Annotated in this window: 16 protein-coding genes; 12 read left to right on the top strand and 4 right to left on the bottom strand. The window is 38.8% G+C overall.

Features of this window, described 5'->3' with window-relative positions; genetic code table 11:
• Positions 1-212: 212 nt before the first annotated feature.
• The 3 genes from ACZZZC_RS15400 to ACZZZC_RS15390 all read left to right on the top strand — a co-directional run bounded on the left by ACZZZC_RS15400 (position 213) and on the right by ACZZZC_RS15390 (position 6,270).
• On the top strand, positions 213-3,569 hold the full coding sequence (locus ACZZZC_RS15400; protein ID WP_463487585.1) for a SusC/RagA family TonB-linked outer membrane protein: 3,357 nt from the start codon (positions 213-215) through the stop codon (positions 3,567-3,569).
• Between the two features lie 5 nt (positions 3,570-3,574).
• Positions 3,575-5,002: a RagB/SusD family nutrient uptake outer membrane protein gene (locus ACZZZC_RS15395; RefSeq protein ID WP_463487584.1), complete on the top strand. Its 1,428-nt coding sequence runs from the start codon at positions 3,575-3,577 to the stop codon at positions 5,000-5,002.
• A gap of 92 nt (positions 5,003-5,094) precedes the next feature.
• Positions 5,095-6,270, top strand: a complete 1,176-nt coding sequence (locus ACZZZC_RS15390) for a redoxin domain-containing protein (protein WP_463487583.1) — start codon at positions 5,095-5,097, stop codon at positions 6,268-6,270.
• Between the two features lie 1,001 nt (positions 6,271-7,271).
• On the opposite strand, the gene ACZZZC_RS15385 is transcribed toward ACZZZC_RS15390, so the two are convergent.
• Positions 7,272-7,556 (bottom strand): response regulator, encoded by a 285-nt coding sequence (locus ACZZZC_RS15385; RefSeq protein ID WP_463487582.1) that lies wholly within the window; start codon positions 7,554-7,556, stop codon positions 7,272-7,274.
• A gap of 730 nt (positions 7,557-8,286) precedes the next feature.
• Here ACZZZC_RS15385 and ACZZZC_RS15380 point away from each other — a divergent pair.
• Together ACZZZC_RS15380 and ACZZZC_RS15375 are read left to right on the top strand one after the other, a co-directional pair.
• Positions 8,287-8,469 (top strand): hypothetical protein, encoded by a 183-nt coding sequence (locus ACZZZC_RS15380; protein WP_463487581.1) that lies wholly within the window; start codon positions 8,287-8,289, stop codon positions 8,467-8,469.
• Positions 8,470-8,812: 343 nt separating this feature from the next.
• Positions 8,813-10,342 carry a DEAD/DEAH box helicase gene (locus ACZZZC_RS15375; protein ID WP_463487580.1) on the top strand — a complete coding sequence of 510 codons (1,530 nt, stop codon included), beginning with the start codon at positions 8,813-8,815 and terminating at the stop codon, positions 10,340-10,342.
• Positions 10,343-11,877: 1,535 nt separating this feature from the next.
• Here the strand turns inward: ACZZZC_RS15375 and ACZZZC_RS15370 are convergent.
• The 3 genes from ACZZZC_RS15370 to ACZZZC_RS15360 form a co-directional block, all read right to left on the bottom strand.
• Positions 11,878-14,343 carry a TonB-dependent receptor gene (locus tag ACZZZC_RS15370; protein WP_463487579.1) on the bottom strand — a complete coding sequence of 822 codons (2,466 nt, stop codon included), beginning with the start codon at positions 14,341-14,343 and terminating at the stop codon, positions 11,878-11,880.
• Positions 14,344-14,475: 132 nt separating this feature from the next.
• Positions 14,476-16,086 carry an LTA synthase family protein gene (locus ACZZZC_RS15365; protein WP_463487578.1) on the bottom strand — a complete coding sequence of 537 codons (1,611 nt, stop codon included), beginning with the start codon at positions 16,084-16,086 and terminating at the stop codon, positions 14,476-14,478.
• Positions 16,087-16,647: 561 nt separating this feature from the next.
• On the bottom strand, positions 16,648-17,061 hold the full coding sequence (locus tag ACZZZC_RS15360; RefSeq protein ID WP_463487577.1) for an EamA family transporter: 414 nt from the start codon (positions 17,059-17,061) through the stop codon (positions 16,648-16,650).
• A gap of 172 nt (positions 17,062-17,233) precedes the next feature.
• Between ACZZZC_RS15360 and ACZZZC_RS15355 the strand changes: the two genes are divergently transcribed.
• From ACZZZC_RS15355 to ACZZZC_RS15325, 7 genes are all read left to right on the top strand, one after another.
• The gene (locus tag ACZZZC_RS15355; RefSeq protein ID WP_463487576.1) at positions 17,234-17,827 is read left to right on the top strand and encodes an HD domain-containing protein; all 594 of its coding nucleotides are present in this window, start codon (positions 17,234-17,236) and stop codon (positions 17,825-17,827) included.
• A 50-nt stretch (positions 17,828-17,877) separates the two neighbouring features.
• Entirely contained in the window at positions 17,878-18,555 is a 678-nt protein-coding gene (locus ACZZZC_RS15350) for a response regulator transcription factor (protein ID WP_463487575.1), read from the top strand.
• Positions 18,552-19,814 carry a sensor histidine kinase gene (locus ACZZZC_RS15345; RefSeq protein WP_463487574.1) on the top strand — a complete coding sequence of 421 codons (1,263 nt, stop codon included), beginning with the start codon at positions 18,552-18,554 and terminating at the stop codon, positions 19,812-19,814. Before ACZZZC_RS15350 ends, ACZZZC_RS15345 begins: the two co-directional genes overlap by 4 nt.
• A 49-nt stretch (positions 19,815-19,863) precedes the next feature.
• Entirely contained in the window at positions 19,864-20,271 is a 408-nt protein-coding gene (locus ACZZZC_RS15340; RefSeq protein ID WP_463487573.1) for a hypothetical protein, read from the top strand.
• A gap of 1 nt (position 20,272) precedes the next feature.
• Positions 20,273-21,067, top strand: a complete 795-nt coding sequence (locus ACZZZC_RS15335; RefSeq protein ID WP_463487572.1) for a phosphatase PAP2 family protein — start codon at positions 20,273-20,275, stop codon at positions 21,065-21,067.
• A gap of 98 nt (positions 21,068-21,165) precedes the next feature.
• Positions 21,166-22,413: a TolC family protein gene (locus tag ACZZZC_RS15330; RefSeq protein ID WP_463487571.1), complete on the top strand. Its 1,248-nt coding sequence runs from the start codon at positions 21,166-21,168 to the stop codon at positions 22,411-22,413.
• On the top strand, positions 22,413-23,339 hold the full coding sequence (locus tag ACZZZC_RS15325) for an efflux RND transporter periplasmic adaptor subunit (protein WP_463487570.1): 927 nt from the start codon (positions 22,413-22,415) through the stop codon (positions 23,337-23,339). Before ACZZZC_RS15330 ends, ACZZZC_RS15325 begins: the two co-directional genes overlap by 1 nt.
• Position 23,340 lies beyond the last annotated feature (1 nt).

The following is a 23,340-nucleotide window of genomic DNA, read 5'->3' as shown; positions in this document are numbered from 1 at the left end:
GAAATGAAAAAAAATCCAGATAGCACTTAGATACATTTAAATCACTGACAGCATAAAAATCAGGGGTGCTGCAAACACCCCTGAGCAAAATCTGATCAGATCAGTAAATGACTTGTAACCATTCTAAATTCTAAACAGAAGTTCAAATGTATAAAATATATGCTAAACCAATACGTTGGAGAAATCATCACGTGCCTAAAATCCTGCTGATTATGAAACTAGTGACAGTTTTAATGATTGCTATGATGATGCAGGTCAGCGCAGCTTCTTTTGCGCAGAAGCTCACGCTAAAAGTAAACAATATCGATCTGCAACAACTCTTTAAGGAAATCCGGAAACAAACAGGCTATGCAGTAATCTACACCGCGGCCACTATTAACGATGGAAAAACAATAGATGCGAACTATAATAGCACACCATTAGATGAAGTGCTGAATAATAGCCTTGCCAATCAAAACCTGATCTATGAGATCGACGGCAAAAACATCATCATCACCAGGAAGGCGCCATCCATTTTGGACAAAATTTTTAGTGTTGCAACAATTAACATCCGTGGACGTATAGCGGATCAAAACGGTACTTTTTTACCGGGAGCAACCGTACGTATCAAGGGAACTGGAAAGCGTACCCAATCAGACTCAGAAGGCAATTTTTACTTTAACAATATCGATGAGAAGGCGATCATAATAGTCTCATTTATCGGATACGATCAGGTTGAACTTCCTGCAAATTCTGAAATGGGCATCATCCGTATGAATCCAATAGCGGGGCAATTACAGGAAGTGACAGTAAATAAAGGATATTATACTGAAAATCAGAAACTGGCTACTGGTAACACTGTCACGGTAACAGCAAAAGATATTGAAAAACAACCAGTGTTAAACCCTATGCTGGCTTTGCAGGGACGGGTAGCTGGTCTTCAGATCACTCAAACCAGTGGAATCGTCAATGGTCCGGTAAATATGCTGATCAGGGGCAGATCCTCTTTAAATGATATTGTGGGCAATAGTCCCTTATTTGTCGTAGATGGTATACCATTTCAATCTGCATTATTGTTTGATCCACTGGGAAATAATGGAGGTAGTGGTTTGCTCGCGAACAGTGCTCAAGGCAACCCATTGAACTATATTAATCCAAACGATATCTCAAGCATCTCCGTATTGAAAGATGCCGATGCAACAGCTATCTACGGATCCCGGGGTGGAAATGGAGTGGTACTAATTACGACCAAGAAAGGACAGGTTGGCAGCATGTCCGTGGGAGTGAATATCAATCAGGGCATAATGCAGGCACCGAAAACACTGCAATTAATGAATACCCAGCAATATTTAGAGATGCGCCGCGAAGCTTTCAAAAATGATGGCCTCCCCTTGCCGGATATTGCAACAACTCCTAGCGATGCCAATTATGATATAAACGGCACATGGAGCCAGACGAACAATACCAATTGGCAGAAAGAACTAATCGGTAAATTTGCCACATACACTAATGTCAACCTTTCCCTTTCAGGTGGAACTGAGACAATTCAGTATAGCATTAGGGGAACATTTAACAGGCAGGGTAACCTTTCGCCTGGAGATTTTGACGATAAACGAGGTGGACTAAATTTTAACCTCACCACCTATTCAAAAAATAAAAAACTAAAAATTGATTTTTCCGGAAGTTTTCTCAGGGACAATAATCTGAATTCCCAGATGGACTTGACAGGGAATACCTTAAGAGCACCAAATGCGCCTGATTCTTTCAATCCTGACGGTACATTGAATTTCGGCGGAGCCAATTCTGATAATGGAAACAATCCTTATGCTAATTTGGCCCGGACCTACAGCAATAAAACGGACAATTTCGTGCTTAGTTTTAAACCAACTTATCAGCTTACCAATGGACTTGTTTTCACAGCCAATATCGGGCTTACAAATTTAAATAGCAATATCAAAATAAAACAGCCGGTTTCTTCTTATTCACCTTTATACCTCTCACTGGTTCCAGCATCTACCATTCCTGCATTAATCAATACAATTAATGATCAGAAAACTTGGGTCGTTGAACCTCAGCTTAGCTATGAAGTAAAAATAAAAGACATCAAACTTAGCGCGCTTGCTGGTACCACTTTTCAGCAGTCTGATAATGAAGGGCGCTACCTCATAGGGAGTAATTTTGTAAGCGATGTGGTAATTGGCAATTTGGCAAATGCAGGGCAGGTTTCATTGGGGGATGGCGGTTCCGCTCAATATAAGTACAATGCGGTTTACGGCAGAATTAATGCCAATCTTTCTGACAGGTATATTATCAACTTCACAGCGAGAAGAGATGGTTCCTCCAGATTTGGACCTGATAAACAATTTGGAAATTTTTATTCTGCTGCTGCTGCATGGATATTTTCTTCAGAGCAATGGATCAAAGATGCATTCGGATTTTTAAGTCTTGGTAAACTAAGGGGAAGTTACGGTACAAGTGGTAACGATAATATAGGTAACTATGCCTATTATGATTTGTATCAGAGCCGCGGTGCAAATACCTATCAGGGATTGACCGGCTTTTATCCTAGGACGCTGGCAAACCCGGATGTAGCATGGGAGAAAAATGCTAAACTTGAGTTTGCAATAGATCTTGGGATTTTCAAAGATAGGGTCATTGCCTCTGCAGCCTATTACAGAAATCGAAGTTCTAATCAATTGCTAAACTATAGTATTCCTACGTTTACGGGATTCACCAGTGTTCCTAATTATAATTTTCCAGCTAAGGTCCAAAATTCGGGTCTGGAATTTACCTTAAGCACACGAAATATCACCACTGGTAATTTCGAATGGACATCCAATTTGAACGCCTCTTTTAATCGCAATAAGCTATTGAAATTTGATAATATTGAAAGTTCAACCTATGCAGGTATACTTGAAATTGGACAGCCGGTCAGTGGCAGAACTTATGCATGGGTCTATAAGGGCATTGACCCGACTACAGGTCTATACACAGCACTTAAAAAAGATGGATCATTAGGTTCAAATGCGGGAGCCTATGTAAGTTTGAATAGTGAGTACCAGGTTAATGCGATAAATACTTTGCCAAAATACTTTGGGGGGCTCAATAATACTTTCCGGTATAAAAATCTGCAGCTAGATGTATTTTTTGAATTTGTTAAGCAAATAGGTAGACTTAGCCTGACAGATTTTGCGCCCGGTTATTTCAGCACCGATCTATATGATCAGATCTCAGCGACGTACAGTAATGTGCCTGTTGAATTTCTTGACAGATGGCAAAAACCAGGCGACCAGGCCAAATATCAGCGGTTTACACAATCTTTCGAAGGTATAAGGGCCTACAGTACCTGGGCTCAGAGCGATGCCAGTTATGTAGATGCCTCCTATATCCGTGCAAAAAATATAACCCTCTCTTACCAGTTGGCTTCACTTTTTAAAAATAAGCTCAAGGTAAAAAATGCAAGTATTAACTTTTCAGCTCAAAACCTTTTTACAATTACTTCCTATAAAGGGCGTGATCCTGAAACCCAATCTTATGCAACACTCCCTCCACTAAAAGTTTTTGTTCTCGGTGTACAAGTTAACCTTTAAATCTAATGAAAATGAAATATATATATTCTATAATTATTTTAATAATCACCGTGACCTCCGGCTGCAAAAAATTTGTTCAGCTTGATCCGCCTGACGACAGGCTTACGGGGTCTAGCGTATATGCAACGAATCAAACTGCGACGTCAGTCTTGAACGGGTTATATATACGGATCGCTGAGACGAATAATCTATTAAACGGCTATGCGACACTGTTTACGGGCTTTGCCTCGGATGAACTTAAAAATTATTATATTAATTCAGCCTCACCCTACACACAGCTCTATCAGAATAACGTTTCCGATAACACCGAGATTTACTGGTCCACAACTTATACACTTATCTATAACTGTAATGTAGCTATTGAAGGTATAGAGAGTAGCACTAAACTAAATGCACAGCTCAAACTTCAACTGGTTGGTGAAGCTAAATTTATGCGTGCGTTGTGTTATTATTATCTTGTAAACACCTATGGAAAAGTTCCGTTGATCATAAAATCTGACTATCGGCTCTACACCATGGCCAAACGTGCTGAAATTCCCGAAATTTATACGCAAATGATCGCCGATCTGCAGGATGCACAGGCTAAGCTCAGCAAGAACTATTTAAACGGTGATGCTACGACGTCATATCCATTGTCAAGTGCAGAAAGAGTGCGGCCAACATATTGGGCAGCGACTGCATTACTGGCCCGCATCTATTTATATAACAAACAGTGGGCACAGGCAGAAACTGCAGCTTCGATTCTGTTAGATAATACATCTATGTTTTCCCTGGTTGCTCCATCATCAGTATTCCTGAAAAATTCCAATGAATCCATATTTCAACTGCAATCCGTTGTTCAGGGCAATTATGCTCTATTTGATGCACGTAATTTTGTGCTCACAAATTCCATAGGTACTTCAGCTAAGCCTGCCTCCATCAGTCCGCAATTGGAAAAAGCTTTCGAACTTAATGACCTTAGGAGGGCAAATTGGATAGGAGAAACTAATATCTCCGGTACAACTTATCTTTTTCCATACAAGTACAAGGCACACACCGCCGCATTGGCTGCTTCCAAGCCAGAATATCTGTCCATACTCCGTCTGGGTGAGCAGTATTTGATTCGGGCTGAAGCCCGTGCCCAGCTGAATAATATAATTGGTTCGCAGAGTGACATGAACAGGATTCGCAACCGGGCCGGATTGGGAAATACTAACGCTACTACCCAGCCCGCCCTTCTCGATGCAGTAATGAAAGAAAGACAACTGGAACTGTTCTGTGAGCAGGGACATAGATGGTTCGATTTAAAGCGTACTGAACGAATTAACGAGATCATGAGCGTAGTTGCCCCTACAAAGGGTACGACATGGTTGCCGTACAAGCAACTGATGCCTATACCAGCGTATGAGATCAGGAATGATAAAAATTTAGACCAGAATCCAGGATATAATTGATTGTTGTTAAAGTAACACGTTCTTTTTAAACTGTCGAAGGCCGTTGCCTATATACTAAAAAATAAATAGCCCAAATAACTCAGCTAAAAAACATGAAACAAATCACAAAATCAACAATACTTACATCAATATTAATCTTTGCATTGCAATTTATTGCAGTTGCACAGCAATCAAATAAGTTCTTCATTAACGGAAGATTAGAAAACATGCAATCAATGCCAGATAAAGTCTTCCTACTTTATCCGGATTATTTGAGCAAGAAACCTGATAGCGCTACTGTTGTGAAGGGTACTTACAAATTTTCAGGAGAAATACAGGGTGATGCCATTGAGTTGACCTTGGCTTTAGGCCCTGAGCTCGACCAAATGCATATCACAGAAAGCGTTAAAGCCCGCCTGATTATTGTTGAAGGTGAAACGCAGGTAATTTCGGAGGGTACCATATCTAATGTTAGAGAAACAGGAGCATCAGCCGATGTATTTCACCAATTCAATGAAGTTTTTGCAAAAGCTTTGCGGGGAGCCAAGGTTATTGTGGAGAAAATCCAATCGGTAGGCTATTTGACACGTAATGAGGTGAGAGTACAGGCGCTGAAGGAATACGAAAGTAGTTACTTTTACCTTAACGATGCACAATCACAGTTTGTTAAAAAGTATCCTGCTTCAAAGCTGACGCCGCTAATGGCATACTATGTAGCAGGAGGCAGCTCGGTAAGTAAAAATAGGGCAGATTCATTGATCTCAATTCTGGAAATGCGGAATGAAACAAGCAAAATAGCAACCTTAGCATTGACAAAACTTAAAGAAAAATCCGTCCAGTTTTCCACAGGGTCGCTTGTGTCGGAAGGAAAGCCGGCGCCAGATTTTACCCAAAATGATGTTAACGGTACACCCACGAAATTATCTGATTTTCGCGGGAAATATGTACTTGTTGACTTCTGGGCATCATGGTGCGGACCATGCCGTGCTGAAAATCCAGCATTGGTAAATGCATACAATGCCTTCAAGGATAAAAACTTTATTATACTGGGTGTTTCAATGGATTTTCCTGGAAAAAAGGATGCCTGGCTTGCTGCTATAAAAAATGACGGCTTGATTTGGACACAGGTATCTGATTTAAAAGGCTGGGAGAATGAGGCTTCCAAGATTTATAGTGTGCAGAGTATCCCGGCAAACTTTCTCATTGACCCTTCTGGGAAAATCATCGGTAAAAATCTAAGAGGACGTGTATTGTATGATACTTTAGTTAAACTACTTGCTCAAAAATAGCTGAGATAAACATGTATTTCTGATAGGGGCGTTGGATGCCGCCCCTATCAGAAATATCTTGATGAAGAAAGCTTAAAAAATCAACCAAAGCCTCACCTTAGCCAACTTTTCTACTTTCTAATCTTGTATTCCGGTTCTCTTTAATAATGTTTTGATTTGGTTAAGTTATTGTCTGTAATAAGTCAGTGGCGAAGAGGCTGGCAAATAGAATAAAAAACTCATCATTCTTTTTTATTACAAAACGCGGGACTTGAAAAGATAAGGATGTGTCGTTTGGAAAATATCTGAAGAAAATACATTCTTTCAATGTAGTAGCCTATTCATGACAGAAGAAATAATAGACTTTATAGGAAGCTTAGACTATTGCACATCTTTATGATAGTTGAATTATGTATTTCATGTACAGTATATATTGCCATTAAAGGTCTCTCGATTTTCAATACATAAAGTATTGGTTTTGAGACGGATTTCCCTTAGTAATAATATTGCCGATGTTATTGAAAATGGTTGCGTAAAATAAATTTTTCTTGATCCTTCTTACAATATCGGTAGAAACTTTAACGGATTAAAATACAAGTGGAAATCCGGCATTCTCCACAGGGTCTTCTAAGCTGTTGTTGTATAACGACTTAGGTGGATAAACCAGAATAGATTGACCCCGTCTCGCCAGAAATATATTCACTGTAAATTATTTTTTATCTTTACGTTGGTGTTTTGGCGGAAAGGGGTCAATTGGATTTTTTTTTACCTATTGCTAAAATCCATTATGTTGGCGAAGGAAATGACGTTGTAATTCTCCTGCTCAAGGATTAAGTGTATGATTTCTAATATCCTGATCGTCTTCCAGTAAGAGGATGGTGCGCATATCAATTTAGTATTTATCTAATGACAATAAATCTTGGCGAATGGTTTTCCGATTAAAATCTTTTCTCAAAAAAAGATTGGATCATGGCTGATGCTTCAGGCATATCAAATGGTTTTTCGATGATACCATCAGCGCCTTACAAATCGGAATCAGGTTTTATAATTTCGGCTGTCATCAGAATGAGAGGGAGCGTTTTGCATTTTGGCTGTTTTCTGATCGTTTCACAAACGTCAAGACCGTTGAGGTTTCCCATAATCAGGTCAATGAGAATGATGTCAGGTTGGAAATCATTAATGAGCTCAATGATTGAGGCACCATTATCCGAAGCGAGAACCTCGAACTCATCGAACATCAGGGGGGCAAGTTCCAATAAGGATGGTTCGTCGTCTATGAACAGTAGCTTTCTGATGGGCTTAAACATTCAACAAACATAGTCAAAGCGATTAATACTCAATGAAAACTTTCCTTGTTTACCCAATGATATACAAGAAAGGGTATTTTACTTGAGTTTAAACAGTATTAATATCAACAAAAAAGCAACTTATACTAAGTGCACAATCTTTAGTTTTGTGTATGTTCATTTTTATTTATCTTTCCGGTAAAAGATTTTATCAACAGCAGTACTCAACTTTGTCATACGGAGTGTATGATCGATTTGAGACCCATCGGAAATCAAAGCTCTTATGTGTAATTGATGGGAGATCTTTTCGTGCACTCTATAAAATAGAATGTTTTTACCAGCAGCGAAAAGCCTTGAGGAAGAGTATAGAAAGCAGCTTACACAATTTAGGTGCAACCGGGAGGCAGGATACCACCTAAACCCGCATTTAAATAAAATATATGTATTGTAGTATCAAATGTGGTTGCTTATGTTTCTAACGCCTTATAAGTCAGCGGAAGATTCCTTGTTTCTTTCTTTTCATCAGGCGTGCAATTTCTTTATACAGATAAATTTTATTGTGTGAAATCATAATCATATATCATTCTGGAAAGCTTGTAAAAATACAAGTATCAGGGTAGTTGATATGACGGTTTTTTAGGGACAACAATTATCATTTGTAGGCTTGAAAAGATTATAGCCGTTCTTGTAACGAAGTCGTGCAACTGCAGATGGGCTGACATCCTGGCCCGTATTTTGTGAAATTAAAGGTATGAATATACAGATAGATGGCAGTAAAGAAGAGCTCGATACGCTTGCGGCATTTCTTGCAGATGATTCCAGGTTCAATAATATTTCACAGCAATTGCGAGCTGCATTAGCGTTTGAAGAGCATCACCAGGAAGATGATGTGCCCAGGCCCGGCGATCATCCGCTTGTCGAACGTTCGGAATAGCGATGCTGATAGACCTCGGGGGGTAAGTTCCTTGATCATGTTGGAATAAGGGATTTATTAATGTGTGTCTTGTCTGCTTCGGTTTTAAGGACAAAATTGTTTAAGGTCTTAAAAAAGAGCGTTGAACGGGGCTGCATGCTTCGTTTCTATTCTATCTTCTAGAGAATGCTTTTTACAATGCTGCATCAATAGCTGCAATGGTTTACGGGAAAAACGAATGTTTTTATGATCCATAAAGGAGGCGTTATATTATTATTTACGACCATAGCCTTGAGTGCTGATTTTGTGAAACCAATGGTATTATGCCTTAAAACTTTCAGCCAGTTTCTGTGGTTGTATCACCATGCAGATTTTATCATCCACGGCTGCGCATGGGTCAGCAAAAAAATTATATCCCTATCAGCAGTACGCGATAGACACTTTGTTTGAAAAAATGCAGACCGGCACCTATGAGCTACGTCTGCTATTCCAGTTGCCTACCGGCGGAGGCAAAACGGTTATCTTTTCTGAAATTGCCGATCGTTTTATAAAGCAATATGGTAAAAAGGTTATTGTGCTCACGCACCGACAAGAACTATGCAAACAAACGTCGCTTGCAATGAAAAATGCTGGCGTTTTTAATAAAGTAGTAGACAGCAAAGTTAAGCGGATAGCCAAAAAAGATTATTATCACTGTTATGTAGCCATGGTCGAAACCCTTAAACACAGGATCGATGATGGCTTGATCGATACAGAAGGGGTGGGCCTTGTGATTGTAGATGAAGCCCATCACAATTCTTTTCATAAACTGCTCAATAGATTTCCTGGTGCCAGAGTAATCGGGGTAACTGCCACACCTTTTTCAGCAGATGTGTCGCGCCCGATGAAAAGCTTTTACAGTGAGCTGGTGCTTGGGGAGCAGATCAATTCGCTTATCGAACAAGGCTTTTTGGCAAAGCCAAAGGCTTTTGCTTATGAGGTGGAACTCAACACGCTAAACGGGGGCATACATGGCGATTATACGGTGAGTAGTTCCGATGAGCTATATTCGTCTAAAATAATGCTCGATCTTTTGGTACACGCCTATAAGCAACATGCATCTGGTAAAAAAACATTGATTTTCAATAACGGTATACTTACCTCCCGAAAGGTATTGGAAGTTTTTCATCAGGCGGGTTACCCGATCCGCCATCTGGATAACCAGACCGAAAGTGCTGAACGGGTTGAAATATTAAAATGGTTCAAAAAAACAAAGGGGGCGATATTAACATCGGTATCCATACTAACTACTGGTTTTGATGAACCCTCTGTGCAGTCAGTTATCCTCAACCGTGCTACCACATCACTCACCCTTTATCACCAGATGATCGGGAGAGGAGCCAGGCGCTTGGGTGGTAAAAAAACCTTTACCATTATAGACCTGGGTAATAATGCAGAAAGGTTTGGAGAATGGAATGCGCCGGTCGATTGGCAGCATGTATTTGAAAACCCCGAAATCTATCATCAGATCCTGGCAAAGGCCAGCGATGATATCCACCAGATGCCTTCGGAAATGCGAAACAGGTTTGCCAACAGCTCTGAGATATCTTTCGATGTGCTTGCCGTTTATCAAACAGCCATGGATAAAGGGGAAAAGGCAAAAACCGTGCTCCGGGATTCCATCAGACAACATGCAATGATGTGCGCTGACAATGCTGATACAGTGGCCGAAGCGTTTGAGCTGGAACATGAACTTGATAAAGAAATCAACTGGAGGATAAAACAGTACAGCAAATGCCTGGGTTCGGTAACCAAAAACTATATCAAGTGGTTGGGTAGCGACTATCGGAGCCGTTTGCACTGCCTTATTGAGAAAATCATGTTGAGGCGGGCGGTAATGCGGGCGGCAGTTTAATTCAATGTCAAGATAGTATGTGGGACTTTTATTAAAAACCAGATTTTTAAGCTGACCAAAAGAAATTTATGCCTTACATTATGAAATGATCTGAACTAATCAAGATTGTTTTGACTATTTTATTGTTCGTTTTTTGAGATTTTCAATCGCACTGGATTCGAAGTGTGGAACTCTCCACTTAAGTTCCAAAATAACTTATTTACTCTCAGCGGAATCTCCAGTCGAATTCATTAGTTCGTCCTTGTCAACGAAAAAAAGCGAAACTATTCTCATTCATATTTGCCAAGTTTTTGTGTTCTAAATTTTTACTACATCGGTTGCCACTTTTCCAAAAAAACAGATTTTTATATAAATCCCTTGCTCTTTAAGTCATCGACAATTGGCCCAAGAACTTGTAAAAAAGCACTTAAGTGTTCAAAGTATTCCTCCGAGAGGGTACCGTATAAAATAGCTAACAATTTGATTGTTAGCTATTTATGTTTTATTAATTGTTGCGTTTAAGCATTATCTCGCCTATTTTCCAGCTTTTTGATCTTTTAATATTTTGATCTTTAAGCGCTTATAAATCGATGTTATTTAGATCTTTTAAGTTAGTTTTCTCTATAGTTTTGATATACAATTCGTTAAGATTTCTTTTGTTTCTTGCACAAAATTAGATAAATATGGATAACCTTAGGACTCAACTTTAGAACACTATTTTAGATTTTTAGCATCCATTTTTAAATTTCACATATGATTTGGAATACAGAGTCGATAAATTTATTGTTTTTGAAAGCTTTAGTTTCAGTTTCCCCAATGTTGGTTTTCTTAATGCTCTTTGCATTTTCTAGTTGCACTAATGGTTTGACATAATCAAAAATTATCTCATTTGGCAATTTCAAAATTATCAGGTCATTTACACTTTGTTTTTGAAGATTAAATTTTACCAAAGTTTTCTAATCCTAGTTTTGAAGCCTCCGAAGAAGGGGAGGATATGTTCTCGAGAGGGGTTTTGACAGCGAAGCATTTTGTCGTCAAGAGGAATTGCTTACACTGCTGGTGTATGGAGTACTAGATTATATATCACACAGTCAGGAAAAGGTCTTTATAAATTTTGAAATGGTAGATCGACGTTTCAGTTGAAACTACCAAGATACAATGGATTAAATTGCTGAAAAAATAGTTGAAATAGAAACGCTATGTTTTGCATAGCTAGGTATCCCCTGGAAATACCGATATATTTGACCCCGTAATCTCCAAGTATCTCTTAACTCACCGTTCGTTTTTTGATACTAACTATTTGGAAAATTCTTGGTTTGTCATAAAAATCGACTGTTTTTTGATAGACTCTATTTAAAAAAAATTCATAGAGAAGTTTAAGTTTAACTATAATCATATATTGTATTTAGTGATTTTTAGACGAACTCTGGCCCGTGTTATTGACGTAATATTTTGTTAACCGAATGTTTCAGTGCGTAATTTAATTAATTTTAGACTCAATTTTATGATTGCGAACTCACAAGTATTGGCAATAAACTTAAATAAGAACTTCACAATTATTTTCCGCCGCCACCAACATCCGGTAACTGAGGTCCATTATCTTCTTTCGTATCCTTTTTGAACTGAAGTTTGCCAAATTTATAGGATAAACTTAAACCAAACGATTGAACAGGGATAAGTCTTAAATTGGTTTGTTCGAAGTTAGGTCCAAAGCTTGTTTGTCTTTGCGTTAAATAACGGTTAAAAGGATTGGCTGCAGTGAGGCCAATACTTGCGTTTTTATTCCAGAATTGTTTCCTTATTGCTAAGCTATAATTAAATACCGATGGTCTGGTGCTCCTGAAGTTTCGCTGCTGGGAATTGTAGTTCCCAAAAACTTCAGCAAGTAAATTTCCGCCAAATTGGTAGCTGGCATTCAAATTTGCTCTATAGGCAAAGGCGCTTACGCTTGCCAGTCCAGGCGAAATGTTATTTCTGTTGCCGGCTTGAAGATTGGTCCGCAAATTAAGCTTTTCAGTCACCGGCACAGAGGCGAAAAGGCTTGCGCCAATACTGGTTTGGGAACCAAGATTCATCCTCTGCGTCAAGGCTACCGCAGAATAATCGACGCCATTGATGGAAATTACATCATAAAACGTGGTTAATTGTTGCATGTCGTCGGTGTTGCGGCGATAATATCCTGCAAAATAAATATTAGCACCTTTCTCGAAAGTTTTGCTGTAACCTAATTCTAAGTTATTGCCAATTTCAGGCTTCAAAAGCGGGTTCCCGGTACTGATATTGTGTGGGTCGCTTATATTGTAAAATGGATTCAAATCACCATAATCCGGTCTTTCTATCCTATAGCTATAGGATAACTTGACCAATTGGGTCTCATCAAGCTTATGCTGTAAGGTAAGGGAAGGTGCAAAGGTGTTATAGCCTGCGATTGCAGCTCCTGAGAAATCGGCTACTTTTCCCGTTCTTTCGTATCTCAGGCCTGCTTTTCCGGTGATGAAATCTTTAAAAAGTGAAAACGATGCCGAAAGATAAGCGGCATACACATTTCGTTTGTAGTTAAAGCCATATGTTTGGTTTGTATTATTGATATAAGCCCCGTTTGTAAGCAACGTGTCAGTCAGTACATTATTGTTTAGGTTGTCAATCAATATTTTTGCGCCACCCTCAATGGTCAATTTCTTGGTTACAGGCAACGTGTAATTCATCGAAATTTCTGTTTCGTTCTCTTTTCCGGGATTGCTGCTATTCAATCCTGTATTTGGAAAACCTCCGCCTTGATAAGTTGAAATCTGTGAAGCTTTTACCAGATTATTGCCAAAACTTGTATTATACAGAAAGTCCATTTCATGGCCCTCTTTTTTGAAAGTCTTTTTGTAAGCCAGGCTCACATCGGTGGAGTTGGCACTAAAATTACTGGTTGAATTTCTTAAACTCCTCAAATCAGAAATGTTGTTTCCCGACCTCGCGAGCAGGTATTGCTGAATCTGGTTAGTTATTCCATTCGTATTATTGTTGAAATGATTGTATCCTAAGGTGGCTGTTAGCTCATCTTTTGGCGTAATATTCCAGTTTAAATTTAAGCCTGTTTGGTAACTACCCCTTTTCTGCGAACTACTGCCATCCTGAAAGAAATTATTAATGGTGTCTCTGGTTGAATTGTAGGATGTTCTGTTGGAAGAACTTTTAGCAACAGTGTTAAACTGCTGGTTGCCACTAAAGAAAATACCAACTCCAAAATTTCCTTTTTTAACATTTAGGTTGGCCGAACCATTCTGAAGTCTGGAACCAATAGAATAATTCACAGTACCGTTTATTCCCTGAAATTTATTGTCTTTTAATACAATATTGATTATCCCACCTGTACCGGTGGCATCATATTTTGCGCCCGGACTGGTAATGACCTCCACGCTTTTAATCTGGCTTGCCGGAATAGATTGCAATGCATCGGCCAGGCTTGCACCAAATATATTTGATGGCTTGCCGTTTATCAGAAACCGAACACTTCCGCTACCTTGCAATTCTACATTTCCATCGATATCTACACTTACCATCGGAACTTTTTTCAAAACATCTAAGGCTACGCCATTTTGAGCTGTAAGGTCGTTCGCTGTGTTATATATTGTTTTATCTATTTTGTTTTCAATAATCGGTGTTTTAGCCGTTACGGTAACCGATTGCAGTTGATCTATGGTTGAGGCTAGTAAAATAGTTCCCAAAGAAATGGCAGAAGATGTTTGGCTCACAGTTACAGGAAAGGTTTGCGCTTTATAGCCAATGAAATCAACTGAAACATCGTAAAGGCCGCCTGGAAGGCCTGAGAGCGTAAAGTTTCCTTTAGCATCAGTACTTATTCCATTGACTACACTTTTTGTACCCGACTTAAAAACGGTGATGGTGGCAAAATCAATAGGTTCTTTTGTAGTTGCATCCAGGACGGTTCCGGTTATTTTAGCTTTATCCGTTTGAGCATTGGCATTAATGGAAATAAAAAAGAGGAAAAATATAAATAAGTAATGGCGCATGGTAATGGGTTAATGAACTGATGCTGCAAATATCAGTGGCGATTCTGTTGGAAAACTGAAGTTTAAGATTAGGCTTCATTTTTGTAGATTGTGTAAATGTCCTTACAAATAGGATTCACACTGTTATTGTTATCATTTTTCCTGTTGATAAAGTTTTTTCTGATAGAGAAATGAAGCCAGCTGATAGTAAGAGATTGTTTCATTTGTTAAATTTTCATCATTGGGGATTTTTGCAGAACCACCGGTTTTAAAATCCTGACGGAAGGTATTTACTTTTTTATTGGGATCAAGTACCACAAGTTTGCCATCTCGTATGTAGCCAAGGCTTTGATAAGTACTGATAAATGCCCTTTGTTCGGTATCTTCCATTTTAAAAACATCATGGCCAAAAAACTTACTGTGATAACTGAAGTTCAGATAGCCCATAATAGTGGGGCCAATATCCAGCTGCGCTGTAAGTTTCTCAAATCTCGACGGTGCAATATGACCAGGCGCATAAAAAATCATGGGAATATGATATCTGTCTACCGGCAGTTCTACCTTTCCTGCGCTGGAGGCACAGTGATCTGCCACAATAATAAACAGCGTATTGGGAAACCATGGCTTTTGTCGTGCCTCCCTTATAAATTTTCCGATTGCATAATCTGTGTATTTCACCGCACCCTCTCTACTGGTCTTGGAGGGAATATCTATTCTTCCTTCGGGATAAGTATAGGGACGATGATTGGAAACAGTCATAATCTGTGCGAAAAATGGTTTGCCATTTTGATAGTCTTTATCCAGTTCACGCAATGAAAGTGTAAACAAATCCTCATCTGCTACACCCCAGATATTCGAGTAATGTATCTCTGAATCACTTAAAGCACTTCTGTCAGTTACCTCATAACCGTTATTGGAAAAGAACTCTGTCATGTTATCGAAATATCCATATCCGCCATAGATAAATCTGGAATGGTATCCTTTGGAGCGAAAAACACTGCCCAGGGTAAAAAGGTTCCGGTTATCCGGACGTTTTACAATGGACTGCCCCGGTGTTGGAGGAATGCAAAGAGAAAGCGCTTCTAAACCTCTGACGGTGCGGGTGCCTGAAGCATAAAGATTGGTAAAAAGCATTCCTGTTTTTGCCAGCTTATCCAGTTCTGGGGTGATGTGCTGGTTATTTCCAAAGCTGCCCAAGAATTCAGCACTCAGGCTCTCCACGCTGATCAGCACAACATTCATCTTGTTTTCTTGCTGCTTATTATCTACCATTCTGGTAGTATAAGTGAATTTTGTGTTGTCTGTTGCTTTACCAAGTATATGCTGGATGATAGATTCCACCTTTGATATCGGTAATGTTTTATAAAAAGTGTTGTAATCAAGTTGGTTATTCCAAAAAGCGAAACCAAAATCATACATACCATTTCCAGACAGCTCGTTAACATACTGATTGCTGCTCAGATATTTCCATTTATGGCTGAGTCCGAAATAGACAAGAACAGGTAAGCTAAGCAGTAAAAGAGCATATACACTTCGTTTTTTGAAGCGCTGCTCAACATAGTTTTCCGGCCAAATCAATTTGCGAATCAGGAACAGCACTGCCACCACAAGCAAGATCATGATAGCCAATATCGTATTAATTGGATAGGATTGACGGATGTTTCCAATGACCTCGGTGGTGTAAACAAGATAATCTACAGCTATAAAATTATACCTGACCGAAAATTCCTCCCAAAAAAACCATTCTGATACGGCGTTAAACATAAGGGTAAGTACCACAATAAAGAAATACACAAATAGCAATATTCTGCTTACTTTTTTCCGATACCATCTTGCAGGGAAAATCCACAAGTATATAACTATTGGTATGCATGCGAATGAAGCCGCTGCCATATCGTATAGAATTCCAATCAAAAATATTCTCACAACATTAGCTATTGACCAGTCTAGGTTGTGGGCAGAAAATAGCATAAGGGCAATTCTGGTCATTAGAGAAACAGTGCAGAGCAGTACAACCGCGAGAAGAACAGGTGAGAACCTGTGGCTGAAAAATTTGGTAATTTTATTCATTAATGATGTAGAAGTTTCATAAAATTATTTGAATCAAGTTTCGCGAATGTAATGGCCAAATCTGTAGTAATTCTGTAGGTATATCTCTTAGATGGACTAATGATCCTGATTTTGGATTTGAGGACACACTTAACTTAAAAGCAAGGGATTGAAAGCGATAAACTTATTCATGCCGATGTAAAAAATATTCATAAACCGGCTGCTTTTAAAACCCGTCTGAATATTCCCACTTTACCCAATTCAATCATATAATCGTTACAGCAAAATCACCAGGCTGCCGCCGACAATCATCAGTCCTCCGATTAAAGTTTTGGTTTCGATTGGTTCTTTCAGTATAAGAAAAGCAAGGCCCATTGCTATGGCAACACTAAGCTTATCGATCGGGGCAACTTTGGAAACGTTCCCTGTTTCTAATGCCTTAAAGTAAAAAATCCAGGAAAGACCGGTTGCCACACCGGATAAAGCAAGAAAAATCAGATTATTTTTGCTCAAGGTTTTCAGCTCAGAAATTTCCCCGCTTGCCAGCACAATTCCCCATGCAATAAATAGAATGACCACCGTCCGTATCGCTGTAGCCAAATTTCCATTCACCCCTTTTATTCCAATTTTAGCAAGTATAGCGGTAGCTGCCGCAAAAAAGGCAGAAAGAATTGCATAATATCTCCACATGATTTTTGTTTTGTAATTAGCATAAAAATACCACTCAAATCTGTAGACAAACTGAAGAATCTCAAATAAAACGATGACAAATCATAGTTGTGATATTTTAGTTTATGGCTGCACGCGTGCTACAGAATTTCTCCAGATTTGAAGCTTATTCTTGTCAGGATTAACATAAAATATGAAGAATGAAATTCTTTTGAAGAAAGTGGCGGTTTTTGTGAAGGAATGTCTTCAAAGTAGGCTTTCCCTCCAGATGTATTTTCACAACCTCGGCCATACTTTAATGGTCGTGAATGGAGTAAAGAGAATCGGGAAGGCAGAAGGGCTTAGCGAGGATGAGCTTTTTATACTAAAGCTTGCCGCTTTTCTTCATGATGTCGGTTATACCGAGAAATACTTCGGGCACGAAGAGGAGAGCGCAAGAATTGCAGCAGAATTTTTAGGCGCAAATGGATTAGCCGTAGAAAAAATAGAGCTTGTTAAGAAGTGTATTGTTGCTACGAAATTTCCGCAACATCCTGTAGGCAAATTAGAACAGGTGATTTGCGATGCTGATTTCTATCACTTTTCTCTCCCAGACTACCAGGATTACGCAAGCCGGCTAAAAACGGAATGGGAGATAAATCTCAATCTTTTTTATACCGATGTTGACTGGGATGAATTAAATTTGAACATGTTATCAGCTCATATATATTTTACTGATTATGGGAAAAATAAACTTCAGCCAAAAAAAGCGCTTAATATTGCAAAGCTTAAAAGCCGTGTTGAATAACTGACCTGTACAGTTAATCCGTTTTAAATATAACATGTAGATTAAAAAAAATGAAAATACTGATTGTTGAGGATGAGCAGGCCTTGTACGAAAGCATTTTTGCTTACTTTACCGGAGAGGGGAATATTTGTGAACATGCTCCTGATTTCGATACGGCCAGTGAAAAGATTGAACTTTATAGTTATGACTGCATCCTTTTAGATCTCGGTTTACCCGGTGGCGAAGGTCTGGATCTCTTATCCAAATTGAAGAAATCTAATAAAAAGGATGGTGTACTGATTATCTCTGCCAGGCATTCTCTGGATGACAGGCTTTCCGGACTTGATCTTGGAGCCGATGATTATTTAGTCAAACCCTTTCATCTTTCAGAATTGAAGGCAAGGGTGAGTGCGATTGTACGCAGGAAAAATTTTGACGGAGACAATGTGATTACCTTCCATGAGATTAAAGTGGACGTATCCGCAATGACGGTTACCTTGAATGATAATCAACTTACGCTAACCAGAAAAGAATTTGATCTGCTTGTCTATTTGTTATCCAATAAAAATAAGGTTGTGACAAAAAATGCGATGGCAGAACATCTTTGGGGAGATGAAATGGATCTGTCGGATGATTTCGATTTTATTTATACCCATGTGAAAAATCTGAAAAAGAAACTGGCAGAGACAGGTGCAAAGGATTATATTAAATCTGTTTATGGCATCGGTTATAAATTTACAGATGCATGAAGTTATCTACCCGATATAACAGGGTCAATATCCTGACCTCTTCCATTATCCTGGTGATCACCGGAATAATCTATTATTTCTTTATCCACCTGATCCTCACCAATAAACTGGACAAGGATTTAGCAGTAGAGGAAAATGAGATCAGGCAGTACACCAGGACCTATCAAAAGCTACCCCTTTCGGCAAGTTACCTCGATCAGCAGGTTTCTTATCGCCAGTTACCTGCAGATACTAATGATATCCGGGAGTTTAGCAATACGACCTACTTAAACCAAAACGAGAACGAGCAGGAGCCGGGAAGAAGTCTGGTTACTACGCTCCGGTTAAAAGGCAAGAACATTCAGGTAACCATTACCAAATCAAGGGTAGAGTCCGAAGATTTAGTGAGGGTAATCCTGCTAATCACATTAGGGGTGACGCTAATTTTACTCGTCTCACTATTTCTAATTAACCGCTTTGTAATGAGCAGACTCTGGATGCCATTTTATAACACACTTAAAAGAATGAAATCTTTTGAAGTGACCAAAATGGAATCACTAAATAGCGATACTACAAAAATAGATGAATTCATTGAGCTTAACCAATCGGTAAATGCCATGGCTGACCGGGTGAAAAAGGATTACAGGGAGCTCAAGAGTTTTACAGATAATGCTTCACACGAAATGATGACTCCTCTAGCAGTGATCAATTCAAAACTTGATTCGCTTTTGCAGACCGAACCCTTTACCGCCCAGCAAGGCACACTGCTCGAAGACATCTATCAGGCAACAGGTAGGCTTTCCCGGCTGCATCAATCCCTTCTGCTACTGGCTAGAATCGAAAACAACTTAATTACCGGTGCACAGGAAATCGATTTAAAAGTTTTAATAGAATCCAAAGTAAGGCAGTTTCATGAACTTTTTGAAAGGGACAGCTTGATTGTTGAAGTTAAATTGAGTAATAAAACAGTCAACATGAGCCGGTATCTTGCAGATATTTTGTTAAATAATCTCTTTAGCAATGCGGTAAGACATAATCAACGTGGTGGAAAGATTTTGATAGAGCTCACTGAAACTACACTTATCATTTCCAACACAGGAAAGGATTTTAGTGGGAAAGATAGGCTCTTTGACAGGTTCTCAAAATCAAACGAATCTGAAGGCATGGGACTTGGTTTGGCCATTACCAAGCAGGTATGTAACCTATATGGATATCAGATCAATTACCAGCAAATAAACGAATTACATATTTTTTCGGTTTTTTTTAATCCTGCATCATAACTACAGAATTCCTACATAATTGGCTTATAGTTTTGAGGAAAAAAAAACTATGAAAAAGATTTTTGGAATTTTTTTATTGATGGGCGTTATGGTCACCGTTACATTCGCACAGAAAGTTGCAGCGGCAAAAATACCAGCTGCGGTTAAAACTGCTTTTGCAAAAAATCACCCTGGAATTAAGGTAAACTGGGAGATGGAAAAACAAAATTACGAGGCTGGCTTTAGCTTAAATGGCAAAGAGATTTCTGAAGTTTATGCAGTATCTGGAGCTTTAATAGAGACAGAAGTTGCAATCAAAACAAGTGAGTTTCCGGCCGCTGTAATGCTTAAGTTAAAAGGAATGAAAGTTGCCGAGGCTGCTAAAATTACAAAAGCTGATGGTAGCGTAAGCTATGAGGCCGAAGTAAAAGGAAAAGACTTATTGTTTGATGCGAACGGTAATCCTGTAAAACCTTAGTATGGCTAAGTACTTTTATATCATGTTGCTGCTTGTAGTAGCAACATGCTCTTCATTTGCTCAAAATGTAGATTCGTTAAAAACCACTTCAAATGTAGATTCTTTGGGAAGATGGTATTCGGGTAATCCTATTCCCAAAAACAAATTTAAAGTGACCTCATTCATCGCCCCGGCTGTTCTGGTGGGTTATGGCTTTGCAGCAGTTTACGATAATGGTGCGTTAAAACAGCTTGATTTGAGTACTAAGGCCGAATTACAGGAGGACCATCCTTTGTTTGCAGCCCATGTTGATGATTATTTACAGTTTGCACCAGCGGCGGCTGTTTATGCACTAAATCTTTCAGGTGTAAAAGGCAAACATAATCTGTTTGATGCCTCTATGCTTTATGTAACTTCTGCTGCGATTATGGGGGTTTCTACTCATTTTGTTAAACAGGGCGTTGGCAGGATGAGGCCGAATAATAATGGAGAAAATTCATTTCCATCTGGCCATACCGCATCTGCTTTTATGGCTGCAGAATTTTTACATCAGGAATATAAGGATGTTAACCCTTGGATTGGCTATGCAGGGTATTTTGTAGCTACTGCTACAGGAACCTTAAGAATGTACAATAATAAACACTGGTTCAGCGATGTTGTTGCTGGTGCGGGATTTGGAATTGCCTCGACTAAGATTGCATACCTGATTTATCCTTACATGAAACAGATATTCAATAAAAAGAAAGATAGCAAATTTACTTTGATGCCCTTTTACCAACCTGGAGCATCGGGTTTGATGCTATCCGGAAGATTTTAAATTTATAAAGAAATCCACTTAACTAGCCCAAAGGTAATGCCCCGCTAAACTTTTAGCAGAATTGCACAAGTTTTAACTAAAGGAATAAATTTTAGTAAATGAGAACGAAATTCAAATATTTTTCCATTGGTATACTTCTTAACGCTTCACTTTTTGCGAAAGCGCAGGAACCAACAAAAAATCTTGATTTTTTCCTTAACCAGGCGAAAATTTCGAGTCCTGTACTAAAGGATTTAGAAAACCAGCGCAAATCTGCAGGTATCGATAGTCTGATCGTGCGGGCAACGGGGAAACCCCAAGTCACTGGAACCTCAAGCGGATTGTATGCACCGATAATTCATGGTTATGGTTATGATGAAGTCATAACCAATGGACAATCGTTAGATGCTTTGCTCAATGTGAATTACGATTTACTGAATAAAAAACGTATTAATAATCAGTTAGAAAGCGTAAAGTTGCAAAGCGACTCCATTAGGTACGCAAGTCAAGTGTCGACATTCGATTTAAATCGTTCTATTGCCGACCAATATATTCTGGCTTTTGCCAGTCAAGAACAGGTTTATTTTAATAGTGAGGTGGTTGCTTTACTTAAAAAGGAAGAAGCTTTGCTTAAAACTTTAACCAGAAGTAATATTTACAAACAATCAGAATATTTAACCTTTTTGGTTACACTGCAACAGCAGGAATTAAGCTTAAAACAAGCAGCTTTGCAGTATAAAAATGATTTGGCCACACTAAATTACTTATCTGGAATTGCTGATACCACTTCAATCCGGTTAGAGGAGCCGAAACTTAAATCGGATAAGCTTTCCGTCGAAATTAGTTTTTTTAAAAGGAAATTCGAATTGGATAGTTTGAAGAATGAAAATCAAAGAAGCTCCATTGTGCTTAATTATCAACCAAAACTTGGCTTATATGCCAATGGCGGATATAGTTCATCACTGGTGCTTGAGCCATACAAAAATTTTGGGGCTAGTGTGGGATTTACATTTTCTGTTCCGATTTACGATGGTCATCAGAAAAAAATGCAGTTCAATAAACTAGATCTGGCCTCAGAAACCATATCAAATTACAGAACATTTTTTGTTAGGCAACAAACACAACAGCTCAATTTAATTCGTCAGCAAATTGAGCAAACCAATTCGCTTTTTGGAAAAATCAACGATCAAATCAGATTTAGTAAAGGATTGATTGATGTGGATAGTAAACTGATGCATACAGGCGATTTGCGGGTGGCTGATTTTGTAATCGCAATTAACAATTATATGTCTGCACAAAATCTGCTGAGACAAACTACTATAAGCCGCTTAAAACTGATTAATCAATATAATTATTGGAACCGATAATGAAAAAATATTTAAAATTGATTTATGCCAGCATCGCTGTTGCAATTACACTTTCTTCTTGTAGCAGTTCAGCACCTGAAACTACAGCAGATACGCCATCTCCAGTTACACCAGTACAAATTACGCATGTGAGCGATAGTTCACTGGCTGAATATGTTGAGCTTTCTGCAACGTCTGCTTATTTAGAAAAGAGCTTTGTTAAAGCAAACATCAATGGTTATATCGAAAAAGCTAACGCACAAACTGGTCAAAAAGTAGGCAGCGGGCAAAATCTTTTCACACTGATTACCAAAGAAGCAAGATCGATTGGCAATACCATTAATAAGCTCGATCCTGGTTTTAAGTTTTCAGGGATTTCAAATATTAGGGCAGAACAAGGCGGAATTATCGTTCAGGTTAATCATCAAAAAGGCGATTATGTGCAAGATGGTGAGGCTTTGGCAACCATCAGCAATCGTAATAGTTTAGTGTTTTTGTTAGACCTGCCCTACGAGATTAATCAAATCATTAAGCAAAACGGAAACCTGAATGTATTGCTACCCGATGGAACGTCATTAACAGGTTCTGTTTCTGGAACAATGCCTGCGGTTGATTCATTAGCGCAAACTCAGCGATACATTATTAAAGTTCCAATAGGCAAAGATATTCCAGAGGGGTTAATTGCAAAAGTAAAACTGAGCAAACTCAGCCATCCAAATGCACAGGTGCTACCAAAATCTGCGGTATTAGCCAACGAAACGGAAGATGAATTTTGGGTAATGAAACTCATTAACGATTCTACAGCGGTAAAAGTAAATGTGAGGAAAGGCATCGAAAACAGCAGTACGACGGAAGTGTTGAGTCCTAAGTTTTCAACAATGGATAGAATTATCACATCAGGTAACTACGGAATTGCCGATACAGCAAAAGTTAAGATTCAGAAATAGC

This window comes from Pedobacter sp. AC212 (genome assembly GCF_979258625.1).
Note: the sequence above shows the minus strand (reverse complement) of the source record. Positions and strands in the feature narration are given on the sequence as shown.